This window comes from Shewanella saliphila, assembly GCF_014648295.1.
GTDB lineage: Bacteria > Pseudomonadota > Gammaproteobacteria > Enterobacterales > Shewanellaceae > Shewanella > Shewanella saliphila.
Window position 1 is genome coordinate 1 of sequence record NZ_BMQV01000060.1, and the last position, 18,442, is coordinate 18,442.

The 18,442-nt window shown below is 41.8% G+C and carries 13 protein-coding genes and 1 pseudogene; 6 read left to right on the forward strand and 8 right to left on the reverse strand.

The annotated features are described in order from the left end of the window. Positions 1-329: 329 nt before the first annotated feature. The 3 genes from IEY48_RS18755 to IEY48_RS18765 all read right to left on the reverse strand — a co-directional run bounded on the left by IEY48_RS18755 (position 330) and on the right by IEY48_RS18765 (position 2,808). Entirely contained in the window at positions 330-728 is a 399-nt protein-coding gene (locus tag IEY48_RS18755) for an ArsR/SmtB family transcription factor (RefSeq protein WP_188923045.1), read from the reverse strand. Between the two features lie 248 nt (positions 729-976). After that, positions 977-1,714, reverse strand: coding sequence for a type 1 glutamine amidotransferase (locus tag IEY48_RS18760; protein WP_188923047.1), 738 nt, complete (start codon positions 1,712-1,714; stop codon positions 977-979). A gap of 56 nt (positions 1,715-1,770) precedes the next feature. Then, the gene (locus IEY48_RS18765; protein ID WP_229786575.1) at positions 1,771-2,808 is read right to left on the reverse strand and encodes a permease; all 1,038 of its coding nucleotides are present in this window, start codon (positions 2,806-2,808) and stop codon (positions 1,771-1,773) included. A gap of 251 nt (positions 2,809-3,059) precedes the next feature. On the opposite strand from IEY48_RS18765, the pseudogene IEY48_RS18770 reads away from it, so the two are divergent. Further along, positions 3,060-4,820: pseudogene (locus IEY48_RS18770) on the forward strand (proline--tRNA ligase). A gap of 653 nt (positions 4,821-5,473) precedes the next feature. On the opposite strand, the gene IEY48_RS18775 reads toward IEY48_RS18770, so the two are convergent. Further along, a complete protein-coding gene (locus IEY48_RS18775) occupies positions 5,474-6,301 on the reverse strand; it encodes a mechanosensitive ion channel family protein (protein ID WP_188923049.1) in 828 nt (275 codons plus the stop codon). A gap of 735 nt (positions 6,302-7,036) precedes the next feature. On the opposite strand from IEY48_RS18775, the gene IEY48_RS18780 reads away from it, so the two are divergent. Continuing rightward, positions 7,037-9,172, forward strand: coding sequence for a TonB-dependent siderophore receptor (locus IEY48_RS18780; protein WP_188923051.1), 2,136 nt, complete (start codon positions 7,037-7,039; stop codon positions 9,170-9,172). Between the two features lie 69 nt (positions 9,173-9,241). On the opposite strand, the gene IEY48_RS18785 is transcribed toward IEY48_RS18780, so the two are convergent. Beyond that, positions 9,242-10,888: a ShlB/FhaC/HecB family hemolysin secretion/activation protein gene (locus tag IEY48_RS18785; RefSeq protein ID WP_188923053.1), complete on the reverse strand. Its 1,647-nt coding sequence runs from the start codon at positions 10,886-10,888 to the stop codon at positions 9,242-9,244. A 210-nt stretch (positions 10,889-11,098) separates the two neighbouring features. Next, positions 11,099-12,319 carry a threonine/serine exporter family protein gene (locus IEY48_RS18790; protein WP_188923055.1) on the reverse strand — a complete coding sequence of 407 codons (1,221 nt, stop codon included), beginning with the start codon at positions 12,317-12,319 and terminating at the stop codon, positions 11,099-11,101. A 174-nt stretch (positions 12,320-12,493) separates the two neighbouring features. On the opposite strand from IEY48_RS18790, the gene IEY48_RS18795 reads away from it, so the two are divergent. The 3 genes from IEY48_RS18795 to IEY48_RS18805 all read left to right on the forward strand — a co-directional run bounded on the left by IEY48_RS18795 (position 12,494) and on the right by IEY48_RS18805 (position 16,117). Next, positions 12,494-12,889: an MAPEG family protein gene (locus tag IEY48_RS18795; RefSeq protein ID WP_188923057.1), complete on the forward strand. Its 396-nt coding sequence runs from the start codon at positions 12,494-12,496 to the stop codon at positions 12,887-12,889. A gap of 199 nt (positions 12,890-13,088) precedes the next feature. Continuing rightward, positions 13,089-15,392 carry a YgiQ family radical SAM protein gene (locus tag IEY48_RS18800; RefSeq protein WP_188923059.1) on the forward strand — a complete coding sequence of 768 codons (2,304 nt, stop codon included), beginning with the start codon at positions 13,089-13,091 and terminating at the stop codon, positions 15,390-15,392. Positions 15,393-15,514: 122 nt separating this feature from the next. Then, positions 15,515-16,117, forward strand: coding sequence for a hypothetical protein (locus IEY48_RS18805; RefSeq protein WP_188923061.1), 603 nt, complete (start codon positions 15,515-15,517; stop codon positions 16,115-16,117). A gap of 86 nt (positions 16,118-16,203) precedes the next feature. Here IEY48_RS18805 and IEY48_RS18810 read toward each other — a convergent pair whose 3' ends face one another. Then, a complete protein-coding gene (locus tag IEY48_RS18810; RefSeq protein WP_188923063.1) occupies positions 16,204-16,467 on the reverse strand; it encodes a hypothetical protein in 264 nt (87 codons plus the stop codon). Positions 16,468-16,542: 75 nt separating this feature from the next. Here IEY48_RS18810 and IEY48_RS18815 point away from each other — a divergent pair, with 75 nt between their 5' ends. Next, complete coding sequence (locus tag IEY48_RS18815; RefSeq protein ID WP_188923065.1) at positions 16,543-17,142, forward strand: pentapeptide repeat-containing protein; 600 nt, start codon at positions 16,543-16,545, stop codon at positions 17,140-17,142. A 510-nt stretch (positions 17,143-17,652) separates the two neighbouring features. Here IEY48_RS18815 and IEY48_RS18820 read toward each other — a convergent pair. Then, positions 17,653-18,234: a lipid-binding SYLF domain-containing protein gene (locus tag IEY48_RS18820; RefSeq protein ID WP_188923067.1), complete on the reverse strand. Its 582-nt coding sequence runs from the start codon at positions 18,232-18,234 to the stop codon at positions 17,653-17,655. Positions 18,235-18,442: the final 208 nt, after the last annotated feature.

Consider the following 18,442-nt stretch of genomic DNA (forward strand, 5'->3'; position numbering starts at 1 on the left):
TGTGAAGGCTTCAAGGTACATATTTTACTCTCCTAAAAGAGAGTATAAGATCACAGCTAAGCCAAGGCGTCAAACAGATTGTGTGTCAATATCATCAGCTCAAAAAACGTTCACGATCTCACCCTGGTGTACGGGGCAAGTAATGGAAATTGATTATTAACTGAAAAGACTTATGGGTTGAATCATTTGATTATTAAACGAGCCTAAGATTGGCAACACAAATAAAATAGGGTTATGTTGTTAAACCATAAAATGGGTGGCTCAATAAATTAAAAAAGGAGTTATCTTTCTCAATATATGAAGATTGAAAATTTTGAATAAACTAATAATTATGCTTGGTTTGTTGCTTGTAACCATTCATCACTATTTGCGCCTACAACACATTCCCCATTGACACGCATGGATAAGCGTATAAGGCACAGTCTCATTACTTCTGAAAAATTTTCTTTTGGCAAAAACTTGACTGATTGAACTAAAGATTGGCAATGGGGAGCTGTTTGCTCTTTTAAAGTGTAGTAAACCCACTTTCCTTGCTTATGTGGCGTTAACAGGCCTGCCTTATATAGCATTTTTAAGTTACGAGAAACATTGTACTGATTATCCTGGGTAACATCCATTGCTTCTGCCACTGTAATCTCTTGATTAGCATGAAGTAATAGCCAAAATAAACGCAGTCGATTAGGTTCAGATAATGCCTTTAGTGCATCAATATATTTTTCATCTATCATGGCTTTCTCTAGCTGCTTTAAAATATCCTAAGGCCATTATACTAACACCGATTAGAAAAACTATTCCTGAATGTGTTGCATGGAACATGAGGGTACTTACATTGGCTCCAGATAAGAGGGCAACCCAGAAAAAGGGGCAAAATATCGCAAGTAAAGCGATGTGCGCGCCAGTTTTGGCCTCAAGAGGAATTGTTCGTTCCTTAACAGAACTTTTAATGACGTAATATAGTTGCGAGTAAGCACAATAGTTACCCACAGACTTCAATAATTTCTTCATATTTGGTGTCACTTATGTTGGTTATAAATTGGCTAACAAGCTTGTTAAACATCATGTTATCAACAGAGATTTTCGATGTGGCTATAGCGTTACTCATTGTATGCTCATTATATTTCTGCCTTGTTTCCTGAAGTAATGCTAAAAAAAATTGAGCATTAAACTCTGGGTGGCCCTGCATAGTAAGAACTTGATTTTGGAAGCGAGTCATATAATTTGGACAAAAATGATTGCCTGCAATGATTTCAAATGCCTTAGCTGGCCTAATTACCTGATCTTGGTGCATGGCAAACAGTGATAATTTTTCTCCTTGGCGTAACTCTAAAAAGTTTTGATAAACAGTGGTGCTATATACACCTAATCCCCAACCATTGATTGAACGCGTAACACTTCCTCCTAATGCGTAGTTAATTAATTGATGTCCAAAACAGATTCCAATTAGTTTTTTTCCGTTACGAAAAGCTTTTTGAGTGAATAGAATTAAGCTATCAATCCAGCTTTCTTCATCATAAACGCTTGAAGGGCTACCGCTAATAATATAAACATCACATTGGTTAACAGATGAAGGAAGCTCGTATTTATGGGCATTCCAAATAGAAAGTTCATTATCATTTATCAGTCCAAACTCTCTGGCTAAACAATTACTATAAGTGCCATATATATTCTTTAATGTGTTAGATACATCGCCACAGATTAGTAGGCCGATTTTCATACTCTTTACTCATAATGAACGCCACTACTAGGTGTTAGTAGTGGCGTAGTTAGATATCAAATTACATACTGGAAAATCATGCCACCCACAATTGCGGTGGTTAGAACTATTGTGACAAATGCGATCACGGCTTTTCGTTTTAGCACCGAAGATACTAACGCTATCTCTGGTAGACTCGCACCCGTTCCACCAATAATAAGCGCTAATGCTGGCCCCAAGCCCATTCCTTTTAAAATAAGAACATTAAGTAGTGGAATAGCCATTTCGATACGCAAATAAAGCGGAATACCAATAACTGCTGCAATGATAATGGCCTGCAGGCTATCACCACCGACATATTTTTCTACCAATTCAGCAGGCAAGTATGCTGCTGATAGACCACTAATAAACGCTCCTAATAGCACATAAGGAATAATTCGCTTGAATAAGGCTAGAGCAGCACGCATTGCATTACTCATACGTGATGGTGTCACGCCTTCTAAAGTCATAGCAGATGACGAGTCGCAACTCATACTGACAGAGCCGCATGACTCTTGCATAGTAGGCTGATTAGTCGTTTCACAAGACATCGCGGTTGCAGGAGCAGGTCCGCAACTTGAGGCTGCTGGACTGCTTGTACCGCAGCTAGGTACTTTCTTTGCGTCTTCCAACTCATCGCCTCGTTTAATTTCATTTTTCCAAGGCGATATTGAAATTAGCCAGCCGCCTAATACTGCGGCAGTAAAAGTAATGACAAAGTATACGGCTGTGATTTTTAGGCCAAAAGTTGCATAAATCATTGCTAAGACAATGAAATTACATAGAGGAGCAGATATTAAAAAGCTCAATACTGTTCCTAATGATGCTCCCATTGATGCCATTCCCATCGTTACAGGGACAACAGCTGCACTACAGAAAGGGGTCAACATACCAAAGCTTGCCCCGAGTAATGTTCCCCATTTTTCATGTTTGTTGATTTGCTTTTGCAGCTTATCTTGTGGCACATACTCTCGCATTAACCCCGTTAGGATTGATACGACAGCAATAATGAGGACTAATCCTCCGCCCACATGAATGAACTCATCAACTGCAACCATTAATTTAACTGTATCCAAAATTACCTCTTCAATTAGTTTCAAAATTTAAATTGAATGGTATGTACATATGCGCTAATGTGCAAGTGTTAATTTGAACTATCTCATTAAAACTAAGTTAAATCATGAACTATAAAGGGAAGTAGATAGAAAAGGGGGAATTTCATCTATCTGTTTTTATTGTATTTATATTAAGCTTTATGTGTGGTGGGGTTACTACTAGTGACACTAAGTAGTAGCGATTTACCAATTGCTTAAGGGGGAATCTAAAAGTGCGGACCAGTAAAATTTTACTTGTAACTCAAAAAGAAACACCAAATAGTGCCGACATTGTTAGCCACCAATTAATGCTACGTGCAGGAATGATCCGCAAGTTGGCTTCGGGTCTTTATTCCAGGTTACCTATGGGATTACGTGTGCTTCATAAGGTAGAGCAGATTATTCGTGAGGAGATGAATCACGTTAACGCAGTCGAAATGTTGATGCCAGCAATTCAGCCTTCATCACTTTGGAAAGAAACTGGGCGTTGGGACAAATTTGGCCCTGAATTGATGCGAATCAGTGATCGAAACGACCGAATGATGGTACTCGGTCCTACGCATGAAGAAGTTATAACTGATGTAATTCGCAGCGAAGTAAACTCTTATAAACAATTACCTCTAAATGTATTCCAAGTTCAAACGAAATTTCGTGATGAGGTTAGACCAAGATTTGGTGTAATGCGCTCTCGAGAGTTTATTATGAAAGACGCTTATTCTTTTCACTTAGATAAAGAATGTTTGAAAACAACGTATACAGAGATGCATCAAGCTTACAGCAATATATTTAATCGTATGGACTTGAATTTCCGCTCAGTTCTTGCCGATACAGGTTCAATTGGTGGTTATATTTCTCATGAGTTTCATGTGTTGGCTGAAAGTGGAGAAGACTTAATAGCTTTTTCGACTGGATCAGACTACGCGGCAAACATTGAGAAGGCCGAAGCTATAGCGACAATTAATCATGAAGCAGCGTTTCAAGAGCTGGAATTAGTTAAAAGTGAAAATACTCAAACGGTGGCAGAGCTAGTAAAAAAAGAAGGTTTTGCTATAGAAAACACGGTCAAGACGATATTAGTTAAAGCTTCTGATGCGATAGACGTAGATGTAATTGGGCTAGTGATACGTAGTGATCATGAACTTAATGAAATGAAAGCTGAAAACCTTGCTGAAGTGTTTTGTCCATTGGAGAAAATAACAGTAGCCAAAACAGTTAAATTAGTCAGTGCAGGTCCTGATTGGGTTGGGCCTGTGGGGCTTGAATTTCCATTAATCCTAGATAGAGCCGTAGCAGTAATGAATGACTTTGGTGCAGGTGCTAATGTGGATGGGAAGTACTACTTAGGTATAAATTGGAATCGTGATGCTAAGTTAGGTAAAGTTGCCGACTTGCGTAACGTTGTTGAGGGAGATCCTAGTCCATGTGGAAAAGGTACTTTGCTTCTTAAGCGAGGGATTGAAGTTGGCCATATTTTCCAGCTTGGTGATTCTTATACTAAATCGATGGAAGCAAAGGTAATTGATATAAATGGTAAGGCTAAGACAATGGAAATAGGAAGTTACGGTATAGGGATCACTCGTGTTGTAGCCGCAGCAATTGAGCAGCATCATGATGATAAGGGAATTATCTGGCCAGAATCAATAGCGCCATTTCAAGTGGCCATTATACCAATAAACATGCATAAATCAGCAGAGGTCTAAAAAGCTGCAGAGAAGCTATACAGTGAATTAATGACTATGAACGTAGAGGTCTTGTTGGATGATCGTAAGGAGCGTCCAGGCGTGATGCTAAAAGATATTGAGTTAATAGGTATCCCACATATTATTATTATTATTATCGGTGATAAAAAGTTGAGCAGAGGCCAGTTTGAATATACAAATCGTCGCAGCGGGGATACTGAAGCTGTCGCGATGGAGATCGTATTAGAACACATTAAGACAAAACTTTCAAAAGTATACACTCCCGTTATTTTCTATATTTTTATTGGTAAATAAATGAAAAGGTGCCATATATGGACGTTCCCGGTGAGTCAAGATAATACACTGCTCACCGAAGGCTTTTTGACCTTAGTTTTCTGTACAACATTCTCACTCTTATCGTTACTTTTGATGCGACTTATTTACCGCTAGAAGCGGTTGTACTGCCCTGATATTTATAAAGAGGCGGGCTTAACAGCCAAGCTGCGCCCCTAATGAAATCCGTACCACTGCGCCGGTCAATTGAAACACCCATGCGGATTAGGTTTTTCCTATCCTTGGCCTATTCGGGCTAGCACTGGTTGGACTGAGCCATTTCTTCATCAATAACAACAACCCTGGTGAGTATTTAATGTGCTATCTTGCGGCTCTTATCACCCAGTCGGACTCGGAGTCCTTGGCATGATCGAGCTCTGCATGATAGCGACAACAGTGTAAACAAGTACCATGGTTATAAGAAATGATGCCACCTATCGTTGTTGGCAAATCAAATATAAGAGGGTTATGTTGTTACACCATAAAATGGGTGACTCAATAAATTCTACAATAAATTCAGATCAGCTTAATAACATGACCATATAAAGCTAGCTAACACAGGCGCGATTTATAGGCTAATAAAAACGAGCAAGGCCCTAAGGCACTTGCTCGTTGTTTTCATCGAAACTTAGCGATTATTGCTCTTTTTCGATGATCAGCTTTCTGTGTGGGAAAGGAATTTCAATACCGGCTTCATCCAGGGCTTTTTTGATTTGCTCAGGGATTGAGTACAGGATGTCGAAGTAATGTTCACCATGACAGAAAGGACGGACCAAGAAGTCCACTGAACTGTCATTTAAGGTTTCAACTTCAACAAATGGCGCTGGGTCTTTTAAAATATGTGGATGTGCAGCCAATACCGCATCAATAACTTTGCGTACTTCATCGGTATTTTCTTTGTAAGCCACACCAAAGTGCATATCTACACCACGAACATCATGGAAGGAATGGTTAACGATTTGAGCCCCCCAAATTTGACTGTTTGGCACAATAATATGCTGATTATCAAACGTTTTAAGGATCGTAGTGAATAAATCGATTTCTTGAACATTACCAAATCGATCAGCCGCGCTAATAAAGTCGCCCACTTTATAAGGACGGAATAGTAATAACATTACGCCAGCAGCAAGGTTAGATAATGTTCCTTGTAATGCTAAACCAACAGCTAAACCAGCAGCACCTAACAATGCCACAATAGAGGCTGTTTGCACGCCAAAACGATTTAACACCGCAATAGCAACAAAAGCGAGAATGATGTACTTCGCTACACTGCCTAAAAAACGGAATAATGTGTTGTCGAGCTTATCGTAACTTTCACCAATTTTATTGATGATTGAGCTCACTTTATTAGCAATATAAAAACCAACAATCAAAATTAGCCCAGCTAATAATACATTGATCCCTACATCAATTATTAACGGTAGGTATTGATTAATATCGATTTGTTCTACGTAGTCTTGCATTTAATGCCTCCTGCAAAAAAAGGAATATTTGCTTTATGTTTGACGGGCCACTTGTATTGGCTCTTACATTTGATTAGATATCAACTTGGTATGTTAAATTTTCTAACCCAATGTAACGATGTTGTTATCGCGGCAAGCTTAACACAATTACGGGGTAATGTGATGAAGATCACCTTAAGAGTGCTGGGAAGAGTTTGTTTTTGCATGAATTAATAACGGATATCAAGACTTCGAAACCGAAATTAGCAGCAAGATTATATCTATTGAATAAAATGAACGTTAACGGAATAAATGACATGGTTACCCGCTATTGCTACGAGTAGCATGGTCATATATAAAATAAATTTATTTTTTGTTAAAGGCTAAAATTAACATTTTTTTCAATAAGATACCGATAAGTTATTGATTGAAATGTTATGAAAAGGACTCGCTGAGAAGATAGCGGTCAAATATAACTTAATGCGTTAATAATAACGAAGTACAAGCCTTAATTGGCTGCAAATCTTGATGAGGTTACCGCTTTATCGGCTTCAGAGTGTTAAAGGGCAAGATGGCTTTACTCGTGTTGAAATTGTGACGGACAACTTTGACGGGCAATTTGCGAAAAATATGCCCCCTTGCACCATTGAGGACGTAACATATTAGGCACAAATGTAAATTCTTAAGTGATAATAGTTGTCATTAGCGTTTGGTGTTATATTGCCGGCAAATTTTAATGTTGTCGTTGAGAATGTAATGCAATTGAAAATGGTTAATCTTGGGTTGTTCAGCCTACTGTTACCTGTAATGAGTGTCAGTGCTAATGAGCCTGTTACTCCTACCGAGTCAGCAGAATCAATCGAAAAAATCACTGTAATGGGCCGAGCGCAAACCTTTTATCGTGAGTCTTCTAGTTCAGTGGGCACCAAAGTTGAAACCGATATGATGGATTTGCCGCAATCGGTGCAAGTATTAAATGAACAGCTTATTGTTGACCAGGCCGCTCGCGAAATTACCGATTTATACCGCTCTATCGCAGGCGTAAGTGCTTATAGTTACTCTGGCGTGACCTTTCGTGGTTTTCGTGATGACAGCAACGTGTTTTATGACGGTGTACGCGGTGACCCTTTCTCGGGGTTTGGAGTGCCGCAGTTATTCAACGTTGAGCGTGTCGAAGTATTAAAAGGCCCAGCCGCTGCACTTTATGGCGGTGGAGAACCTGGTGGCATGATTAACTATGTCACCAAAAAACCGAGTTTTGAACAAGACACAGAAGTGACATTTACCGTCGGTGACGATGACAGAGTTGGCGGTTCGATTGATTCTAAAGGCGGCTTAACCGACAGTATCGCGTATCGTGTCGGGGCTTTTTATGAGCAAAAAGATAGCTTTCGTAATAATGCCGACTCCGAAAATACTGAGTTAACGGCAGGGCTGTTATTTCAACTTGATGATGACACACGCTTAACCACAACAATTGACTACATTAAGCAAGATTTAGGCGGCAATCGTTTACGCGGTGTGCCGGTCGATGATGATGGCAATTTTTTAGTCGACCCAAGTTATAACGCCAATGAAGCTTCTGACTATCAAAACTTAGAAGCCACGGTGCTGCAAGCACAGCTACAGCACTATTTTAGTGATAACTTAAGCGTTGATACCACAGTGCGTTTTGTTGATAACGAGCGAGTTCAGGGCTATCACGAGTCGCAAGGCTGGGTTGATGTAAATGGTGACGGTGAAGCCAACGTTGATGATGAAACCATTAAACGTGAATACCGCAAGCAATACCGTGCCAATCAAGAAGTGAGTGTCACCTCAGATTTTGTTTACCGTCTAGATAGCACCATTGAGCAAACGGTGTTGTTTGGTGCTGATTACCATCATGTGGATAGCGAATATGATTATTGGCGCGCACGGTACGAGGCTGATGGCGTGGCAAATTTAAATATATTTGAATTGAACTATGGCGAAAGCGATCCAGCCGATTACACCTTAACGGATCAAAATCGCGATGGTGAAAAAATCGAACGTATGGGCTTTTATGCTCAAGACCAAATCACCTTAACCGACAAATGGTTATTGCTGGTTGGTCTGCGTTACGATCACTTTAATGATTATGATAAAGAGAGTGGTTTTGAGTTTAGCGACGAACACATTTCACCGCGCGCAGGTGTAGTTTATAAATACTCGCCAGACACCTCATTTTATGTGAACTACTCTGAAAGCTTTAATCCAACATCTATAGGCGACCAGGAAGAGGCTGATGCTGACGGCGGCTTAGACCCAGAAATAGGTGAACAAGTTGAGGTAGGGGTTAAAAACCAGTGGTTTGACGGTAGCGTGATGACCACATTAGCAGCGTATCAAATCACTAAAAAAGATGTGGCCATGAGCAATCCTGACGACACTGGTGTCGACGATGGCATTGCGGCACTGGTCAGCTTAGGTGAAGTTGAAAGCAAAGGGCTTGAGTTTACCTTAGTGGGCGACATTACTGCCGACTGGACCATTATGGCCAATTACGCCTATAACGACGCACGGGTAACCCAGGGCGATGTAGGAGACACATATGCTGACGGCAGCAAATTTGTCAATGCGCCGCGACATCAAGCGGGTTTATGGACCCGTTATGATATCGACAGCTTACAGTCGGCAATTGCTTTTGGTGCTGATTACGTCAGCGAGCAGGTTAGTGCTGACGATCAAATAGTCAAACCTTACACTGTGTTCGACATGAGCTGGACCACGACATGGCAACAAACCCAGTTTCAGCTGAATGTGAAAAATCTATTTGATAAAGAATATGCTATCAGTGGATTCTCAGAGCGTAATGGCCACTTCCCCGGCGCACCGAGAGAAGTGGTCATGCAGGTATCACATCACTTTTAAGCCAATTTATAGCCAATAATAACCCCGCTCGTTAAACTGAACTCAGTTGTCGGGTGGGGCTTTTTATGCCTAAAAATGCTCCTTCACTTGGAATCGAAATTCCCATTCATTCGTGTCATCTCCCGATGTCATTGGCATGGCGATATCAATATGGGCAACATTGCCATAACTCGACTTTGATGAATATAACCTCGCGCCAATGCCGACGCTGCCAATGGGGCCGCTGACTTCATTTAACTCATCTGGACCGCCAAAGGCATGGCCTACATCGGCAAACAGTGCCCAGCCTAATTCTGCTAATTGATACAAATTGATATTGGGGTAATAGCGGATTTCGCTAGTGAGTAACCATTGGTTATCACCGTGCTGATAGTCATTTGGATAACCTCGTATGCCGGTTTCATCGCCTAAAGCAAAGGTTTGGTCGAGATAGTTATTGTGTGATGTGGCCATTTTGGCTTTAGAGTATGCGGTCCATTTGGGGTTAATTTCATGAAAGTACTCAGCTGCTATACCCACATTATAAAAATCTTGTTGGCCAGTTTGAATATCAGCTTTTCCTGATAAACTCATTAACAATAACTGATTTTCTTGTTGCCAGCCTCGAGTGGTTGAAAATGTTAAGTGGTAACCTAGCGCAGAGTTGTCGGCAACATCGTTTGTTTCTAATCCAAATGTGACCACGTGACGCCAGCCTAGGTTAAAGTCTTCATTGTTATTGATTAAATGGATATTGTTTAACACTTTATATTGGTCTTGTAAGTATTCATAACTTATCCATGGGTAGGTAAAGTCGCGAGTATTGGGCAGCGTTGAGTCAGGGTAGCTATCAATATTATTAAACACGTGCTGCTCTTGCCTAAGGCCCAGACTGACACGATGTAAATGGTCATCGTTTTTGTCGACTAACCAACCCAAGCCAATATTGGCGTAATCGATAATATGTTCAAATTCATTAATGTCGTCACCATTTTGTCTAATGGTGTCGATACGGGTATCGGTAGACCACGCAACCCCATACATGTCTTTTGTGTCGAGGGAATAAAAGGGTTTGTTAAATGCTAATGCAGAAGCTTGGCCGTCGCTATTGTCGTAAAAATCCACGGCGATACTGCCATGTTTTACCCACCTAACGGGCGCATCAAATGCAAACTTATACCCTGTGCGGTCGGCACTTGATTGGTATTTTATTTTGGTTTGTACCCCTAACCCCATTAAGTTATCTTCTTTGATCCCAAATGAATATTTAGTATCACCACCGTTTGTACTGAGGCTCATAGTGGGCAGTAATGACCAGTTATCCCAGGTTTCAACGACTACCACATCTTCAGCATCGTCTTCGGCTAGTGGGTCTTTATAGGCGATATTAATCTCGGCATCGCGAATATACGGCTCATAACGTAGTAATCGTTGGGCTTCTTCCAGATCTTTTTTGCTAATTTTGTCGCCTTTTTCAAAGCTTAAACTATTGAGGATGGTGGATTCAGTGGTGTTGATGTGTAAATAGTTTGCCCAACGATGCAAAAAGATTGTATCGGGGTCTGATTCATCAAAAATGGGGTAACTGACAACGACGATATTAGCGACCTTGTCGACATCATGTTTATTCACTGTCGATAGTGCGGGTGAATTGTCCACCGGCTTATCTTTAGCGCTGGCGCTGGTGTGAGAAAGCAAGATGACGAAAAAAAAGGCTGCCAGTATGACTCTTGGCATAAATTCGTCCTTATTGTTTTTTGTTATATTTTTTAAGGAAACGCCGACGTTAAATTAGTGTGACTAAGATGCAGCTATTGCGTTATCGCTTGCCTTAATAACACACTTGTATGGAGGAATAGTCAAGTGTTTAAAGGTTTTAGCGTGACTTGCACCATAGGAACAAAGCGCTGCCTAGTCGGCAGCGCTTTTGCTGGGAGAGTGGAATCGCTACAACGAACGACGTGGGGGAACCACAACGTTGGCGAAAATAAGCCCTGCGATGAGCGACATAAAAATCAAAAATATTTGCGAGCCTAAATGCGCCTGATTTAGCATTGTTTCACCCGATATCAGTGCGTTTAAACCAATATAGGTTTTACTGCCGGGCACCAAAATAACAATGCCCTGCAATAATGCTATCGACACTGGGGCTTTCATCCAGCGGGCATAGAGGTTTGAGTATATTCCAACCGCCAGCGCACCAACAAAAATACCAATCGACTCACCTAAATAAATACCACCAAGCATAGCCGAGAAAAAGGCCACAATCCCGGCAAACACACCCCAAGGGGAGTCTTTAAGGCGCGCTTTAAAGATAATCACTAACGACATCGACAATAATGGCACCGCCGACCATATTGCCCAACGAGGTAAAGGGATTGGGTCAATGTAGGTCACGTCGCCAAATATGGCTTTACCTATCGTCATACCAAGTACCGCGCCAAAGTACAGTTTAAATAACTGCATTACCGCATCCATAATACGTGCTGTACCAGAGATTAAATCGCGGGCGGCAAGTTCTGCTAGGCCCAGCGTCAAAGCAAGGCCAGGCACAAAGATAATAATCCCCGATAAAATGGTCACCGGTAAATTAATGCTCGGGTCAAACTGAGAGATAGCCGTCGCTAAAATTGCGCACATCACAGCAGCCATAGGCTCGAGCATTTCGGCAAAGCGTTTAGAGCGCTCAGCCCAAAACACTAAACTGTAAACTAACAACCCAAGAATGGCCGACCAAAAAACATCATGCCAACCAGTGCCCATTAACATGGCAAACGCCCCAGCACTTGTACCGAAAGCAAGCAATGTTAGTTTGTGGCCATAGGGGTTAGGTTTATTGGCGATTTCTTCTAAACGTTCTAGTGCTTCTTGTAAGGTACGTTGGCCTGAACTGAGCTCTTCAACTAACTCAAATGTCCGTGCTAATGAGCCTAAATCAAGGTCACCTGGTTTAACACGCGCTACATGGTTATATTCTTGTTCGGTGTCGTGTTGCAGCACAAAGGTCATCGAAGTCGGAGATATTAAAAAATACCCCTCAATACCAAGCGTGCTACATACCGTTTGCAAGTGGGATTCTAAGCGATACGCAGGAGTACCAAACTTATGTAGGGCTTTACCTAATTTGATGATAAATCTACGTTTTTCTAGAAAATCCTGATTATCCACTGGGCGATAGTCACTCTTGTTAAGGTATAGGGCTTAATTTGGCGCGAATACTAACCGATTAGAACGTGTGTTTATAGACAAACTGATTCAAAATGTTGTTTTAACATCACAATAGCATTGTGGTATTAATCGAAGATGTCAAAATAATAATATAATCAACTAAAGGAATAACTCATGACATTGATGGTAACGGGTTTATATGCAGGGTTAACGGCGCTATTGGTTTTAGCATTATCTTATAAAGTGGTTAAATTTCGTCGTGCAAATAAAATAGGCATAGGCGATGGTGGTCATCAAGGGCTGTCTATTGCCATAAGAGCACATGGTAATTTAATTGAAAACGCGCCTATTGTGCTTATTTTGTTAGCATTAGCAGAATTAAATGGCATGCCAGTTTACTTAATACACAGTATCGGAACGGTTTGGATTGTGGCGCGTTTATTACATGCAATAGGGCTAAACCAAGGGCAAGGCGGTTATCACTTTGGTCGCTTTTGGGGGGTGTTGGCCACTTGGATTGTGTTTTTGGTTTTAGCAGTAGCTAATATTGGCTTCTTTCTAGGATTATAAGTGCTTTGGCGGTGGTGATATTGGCTTATCACCACTTTTTATAGGGTTAATTACTGATAAAATATTTCACTTTTGCTGCTTTTTTAGTCACACTTAGTGTCTCTGTGCTGCTATACTCCGCGTCCGTTAAATTCAGCATTAAGCTGTGATTATCATCGGATCAGTTAGACTGATTTCCCCATTTATGTAGGTCATATACATGCAAGTTGAGTCAACGTTATTTAATTATCCAAAGTTTTGGGCAGAATGCTACGGAACCGCTCCTTTTTTACCCATGTCTCGCAAAGAGATGGATATTTTAGGTTGGGATAGTTGCGATATTATCGTCGTCACAGGCGATGCGTATGTAGACCATCCAAGTTTTGGTATGGCGGTGATAGGGCGCATGCTTGAAGCCCAAGGTTACCGTGTGGGAATTATTTCTCAGCCAGATTGGTCAAGTAAAGAAGACTTTATGCAGCTTGGTCGTCCTAACCTGTTTTTTGGGGTTACGGCTGGCAACATGGATTCGATGATTAACCGCTACACCGCCGACCGTAAATTACGTCATGACGACGCCTACACCGCTGGTGATATTGGCGGTAAACGCCCAGATCGCGCGGTAACCGTATACACCCAGCGTTGTAAAGAAGCCTTTAAAGAAGTACCTGTGGTCATTGGTGGTATTGAAGCCAGTTTACGCCGCATTGCCCATTATGATTATTGGTCAGATAAAGTGCGTCGCAGTGTCATTTTTGACGCCAAAGCCGACATCTTAATTTACGGTAATGCCGAGCGCCCACTCATGGAAGTGGCTCGACGTATTGCTGCAGGCGAAGCCATTAGTGATATCGACGATGTACGCGGCACTGCGGTAATGCGTAAAGACCCAATGCCGGGTTGGCGCGGTATGGACTCGTGTAAAATTGACCAGCTACATAAAATTGAGCCGCTCCCAAACCCTTACGGCGCTGATGATGTGGGTTGCAGTAATTTATCTGGCCCAACAGACAACAAAATTTTTGATAACGATGCGCCAAAGCCTATTAGTATTCAGCCGCCTCGTCCTAAGCCATGGGAAAAAACCTATGTGCTATTGCCTGCTTTTGACAAGGTCAGCGAAGACAAATATTTATACGCCCATGCATCGCGTATTTTGCACCAAGAGCAAAATCCAGGCTGTGCTCGCGCGCTATTTCAGCCGCATGACGCAAACCGTGGCGTTTGGGTTAACCCACCTGCCTGGCCATTGAATACAGATGAAATGGATGCCGTATTCGACTTGCCATATCAGCGTGTGCCGCACCCAGTTTATGGCAAAGAGAAAATCCCTGCTTACGACATGATCAAAACCTCAATCAACATTATGCGTGGTTGTTTTGGTGGTTGTTCATTTTGTTCGATTACCGAGCACGAAGGGCGAATTATTCAAAGCCGTTCGCAAGAGTCGGTCATTAAAGAGATTAAAGACATTCAAGAAAAAGTGCCTGGTTTTACCGGGGTGATTTCTGACCTAGGTGGCCCAACGGCTAACATGTATCGCTTAGGCTGTACCAGTGAAAAAGCCGAAAAAACCTGTCGTCGTTTGTCGTGTGTGTACCCGTCTATTTGTGGCCATTTAGGTACAGATCATAAGCACACCATCGATTTATACCGTGCGGCTCGCGATGTGCCAGGTATTAAAAAGGTACTCATTGCCTCGGGTGTGCGTTACGACTTAGCCATTGAAGACCCTGACTACATCAAAGAGTTGGCTAAACATCATGTGGGCGGCTATTTAAAAATTGCTCCAGAGCACACCGAAGAAGGCCCACTCAGTAAAATGATGAAGCCGGGCATGGGCACTTACGACAAATTTAAAGAGTTGTTTGATAAGTTTTCAAAAGAAGCCGGTAAAGAGCAGTTCTTAATTCCGTACTTTATCTCTGCGCATCCGGGCACTACCGATGATGACATGATTAACCTTGCGCTATGGCTTAAAGGGCAAAAGTTTAAGCTTGATCAAGTACAAAACTTTTATCCATCGCCGATGGCTAATGCTACAACCATTTACCATACCGAGCTTAACTCGTTGAAAAACGTGAAGCACGACAGTGAGCAAGTCAGCGTGCCTAAAAAAGGTCGCCAACGTAAATTGCATAAGTTTTTATTACGTTATCACGACCCAGCAGGTTGGCCGATGATTCGTGAAGCCTTAGTCGCCATGGGTAAAGAGCACTTAATTGGTAATGGTCCACAACATTTGGTGCCGCCAGAAACCCGTAACGAGCAAAATCGAGTGAAATGGGGCCAAAAGCCAGCGGCTAAAGGCAAAAATCAAGGTGGCCAAAAAGCCATGACCCGTTTTTCTGCCGACCAATTTGAAGACCGTAAAGGCACATCAAAAGTTGATAAGTCCAAAGCTAAGCCTGCAGGACAAAAGCCGAAGACAACGGCAAAAAACAGCGGTCAGCCAGCTAAAGCTGCTGGGGCAAAACGACCAGCAAAAAACGGTTGGGCTACCAAGTCTAAATACGCTAAGTAAACCGTAAGCGTTATAATAAACACTAAACCCGCATTTATGCGGGTTTAGTTTATCTGGGCCTCACTTCGCAAAGCGTGTACCCTGTTTGGAAGAATAATATCAATAAGCAAGGGATCAGCAATATGGCTAAAACGAGTACATTACGTGGTTACTTCACTCGCGCATTAGTATGTAGCGCGGCATTAATCGCCGTCCCAAGTAACGCCGCGAACTCAGTGCAACATCAACAATTTTTTGAGTCGATAGCCAAACTTTGCGGCCAGGCGTTTGCTGGTAAAATCACAGCTGGTGGCAGTGAAGATGATGGCTTTAGCGGTAAAGCACTGATTATGCATGTACGCGAATGCAGTGACACAGAGATAAAAGTGCCTTTTCATGTAGGCGAAGACCATTCACGCACCTGGGTTATCACCCAAACTGACACAGGCTTACGCTTAAAGCACGATCACCGCCACAAAGACGGCTCTGAAGACAAGGTCACTATGTACGGTGGCGACACTCGCGACGTGGGTACCGCCAATATGCAATCGTTCCCAGTGGATGATGAGTCGATAGTCAATTTTAAACAAAATGGCTTAGATCAATCGGTCACCAATGTGTGGCAGATGATGATTGAAGCACATACTTTTACGTATCGCTTAACGCGCGAAAATCGCGACTTTAGGGTGGAGTTTGATTTAACCAAACCGGTTGCGTTACCACCAGTACCGTGGGGGCATGAGTAAACGCCATTCGTTACGTCTTCCCGGCAATGCTTTTGAGCCGGGATCCAGGTGTTTTTTTTTGTCGTTTTGCTTATGTACTTATGTACTTATGGCCTGCGGCTACTAACGCTTAAGATCGCAAGGTTCCACCCTGCACGGGCCAAAAGGGGATCAACAGCAATCCCCTCTTTACTTTTTATAAAAGAACTGGCCTCTGCTGTTCCGGCAACATTTTCGCTTTTTAACCAAACAACAGCAGCGAAAAAATTGCGACGGAAAATTATCGAGCTTTTTACCGCGTTTGTTGCCTGCTTCAGCCACCTCTTTATGGTAAAGAATGAAAATGCTAACGCTTCAGATGGGGTGTTCATTCCATCACATTGACTATCTTGTTTACTTGATCTACCTGATGTACTGTCTAAAAAAGTGTTGGTGGATGGGAAATCATGAAAGTGTTAGTTGATGGTGAGAGTTATCTAGATATTTTGTTTGAAAAACATCTTGGCTCGCATAAACACTTTAATCATATCGAATTTGAGGACTGTCAGTTTGTAGACTGTGATTTCTCCGAAACTCAGTTCAAAAATTGTAAATTTCTTAATTGTATATTTGAACGATGTAATTTCAGCTTGGTTGACCTTTCTTATTCAAAGCTGTTTGAAGTTAGGTTTCAAGATAGCAAATTAATCGGTGTTGATTGGGCGAAAGCTGAATGGGCTATATACCACTTAGATTTTGAACTTAACTTTACGCGTTGTATTTTGAATGACTCATCATTTTTTGGACTTAAATTGCACGAGTTAGTCTTGGATGAATGTAAGTTACATGATGTTGACTTTCGCGAGGGTGACTTTACAAATTCATCAATGACTTATTGTAACTTTAGGCATAGTTTATTTATGAGAACAAATTTACAAGGGGTCGATTTCAGTGACTCAGAAGAATACGTTATTGACGTGTTTGAAAATAATGTGAAAAAGGCACGATTTTCAATGAGCGAAGCGCTGAGTCTATTGGAAAGTTTAGGTGTTGAACTCGTTGACTGAAAGTCTGACTGACGTTTAAGACGAGTTTCGAACGCTTAGTGGAATTAACATAGCTATCCAACCAAATTGGTCTAATAATCAATTCCTTACTAGGTGTATATCTCTAGTATTAGAGGCGCTTCTTATTTCGAATCATGTTGTTTAAATCTTTATGAGATTTTACCTCTAGACACGCAAGAGGTTACATCGAAGAGAGATAATGACATGTGTAGATGAGTCAGCGAGTGTCCAAAACAGGGATGTTTGGTTAAGCCCACATGGATGTGCTTGCGGCGTCTCGCTTAATCATCTGCACGGAGCCTGCGGCAGGCAATAAGTATCAATGAATTTGGGGTTTTAAATAAGTAACCCAATACCAATCAGGTTAGAGTGATCTAGTATGTAAACTGTTTTTTTACAAACAAATTAGCAATATGAATCAACTCACCCAAAACAATTCAGGCTGCCAATGGCAGCCTGAATGATCTGTAAGCTACGAGTATAACTCGAACTCATTTGAATGCATTTTAATTACTTAGCATCAAAGGTAAACGACTGTCCTGCTAGGGCTGCTTCAAACATCAAGCCGCCTTTGGCAGCGGTGAAAATTGCCATGCCATTAATGTAAGCCGCTGCAGCATTATGATTACTGCCTGCTTGGCCAGCGCCTGCAGAATTACCCGTAGTGCCGACTTGAGCATTGGCGCCTAAGTTAATCGCCACGGCTGAAGCTTGAGCGCTAAACTCAAAACTGCCGCTGGTGAACTCATTATAGGCTTTTGCGTCTTTAAAAAAGATAATCTCACTGTAAGCCTGACCGCCGAGCTGAAATCCTATCGACAACTGGGTTAAGCTTGAATCACCCATATGTGTGCCGCCCTGGTAGACACGGCCATTGCCATAAGCTGCGCCAATCCCAATGCCGCCTTTGGCAACGGTGGGAAATATGGCATAACCATAAGCAGAATTAAAAAAGTCTCGGGTCTCGCTGGCTTTCTTGAAGTTTGTGACGGCTTCGCTATAAGCATTATCATTAGCAAAAGTTGGCGCAGAAAACGCGGCACTAAACAACATAACTAAGCTTGCAAAAAATAGGCTGGTTGAACGTTGCATAAATCACCTCATTGACATCATTGTCATTGTATATCCATCTAGATTACCAATACCGATAGATAGGTGCGAGTTAATTAATGTTTATACCCAATCAACTTGAAGATCCGTGTTTCAGAGCTTCACCGTGTTTTCAATACTAGGCGCGTTAATGCGGTAATGTAGGTACCTTATAAATTAGCGCAACAACGTAGTGGGAACACGGTGAAAC

Coding starts and splice junctions, on each gene's coding strand:
- IEY48_RS18755 (WP_188923045.1), bottom strand. CDS start 728: ATGATAGATGAAAAATATATTGATGCACTAAAGGCATTATCTGAACCT.
- IEY48_RS18760 (WP_188923047.1), bottom strand. CDS start 1,714: ATGAAAATCGGCCTACTAATCTGTGGCGATGTATCTAACACATTAAAG.
- IEY48_RS18775 (WP_188923049.1), bottom strand. CDS start 6,301: ATGCAAGACTACGTAGAACAAATCGATATTAATCAATACCTACCGTTA.
- IEY48_RS18780 (WP_188923051.1), top strand. CDS start 7,037: ATGCAATTGAAAATGGTTAATCTTGGGTTGTTCAGCCTACTGTTACCT.
- IEY48_RS18785 (WP_188923053.1), bottom strand. CDS start 10,888: ATGCCAAGAGTCATACTGGCAGCCTTTTTTTTCGTCATCTTGCTTTCT.
- IEY48_RS18795 (WP_188923057.1), top strand. CDS start 12,494: ATGACATTGATGGTAACGGGTTTATATGCAGGGTTAACGGCGCTATTG.
- IEY48_RS18800 (WP_188923059.1), top strand. CDS start 13,089: ATGCAAGTTGAGTCAACGTTATTTAATTATCCAAAGTTTTGGGCAGAA.
- IEY48_RS18805 (WP_188923061.1), top strand. CDS start 15,515: ATGGCTAAAACGAGTACATTACGTGGTTACTTCACTCGCGCATTAGTA.
- IEY48_RS18810 (WP_188923063.1), bottom strand. CDS start 16,467: ATGAACACCCCATCTGAAGCGTTAGCATTTTCATTCTTTACCATAAAG.
- IEY48_RS18815 (WP_188923065.1), top strand. CDS start 16,543: ATGAAAGTGTTAGTTGATGGTGAGAGTTATCTAGATATTTTGTTTGAA.
- IEY48_RS18820 (WP_188923067.1), bottom strand. CDS start 18,234: ATGCAACGTTCAACCAGCCTATTTTTTGCAAGCTTAGTTATGTTGTTT.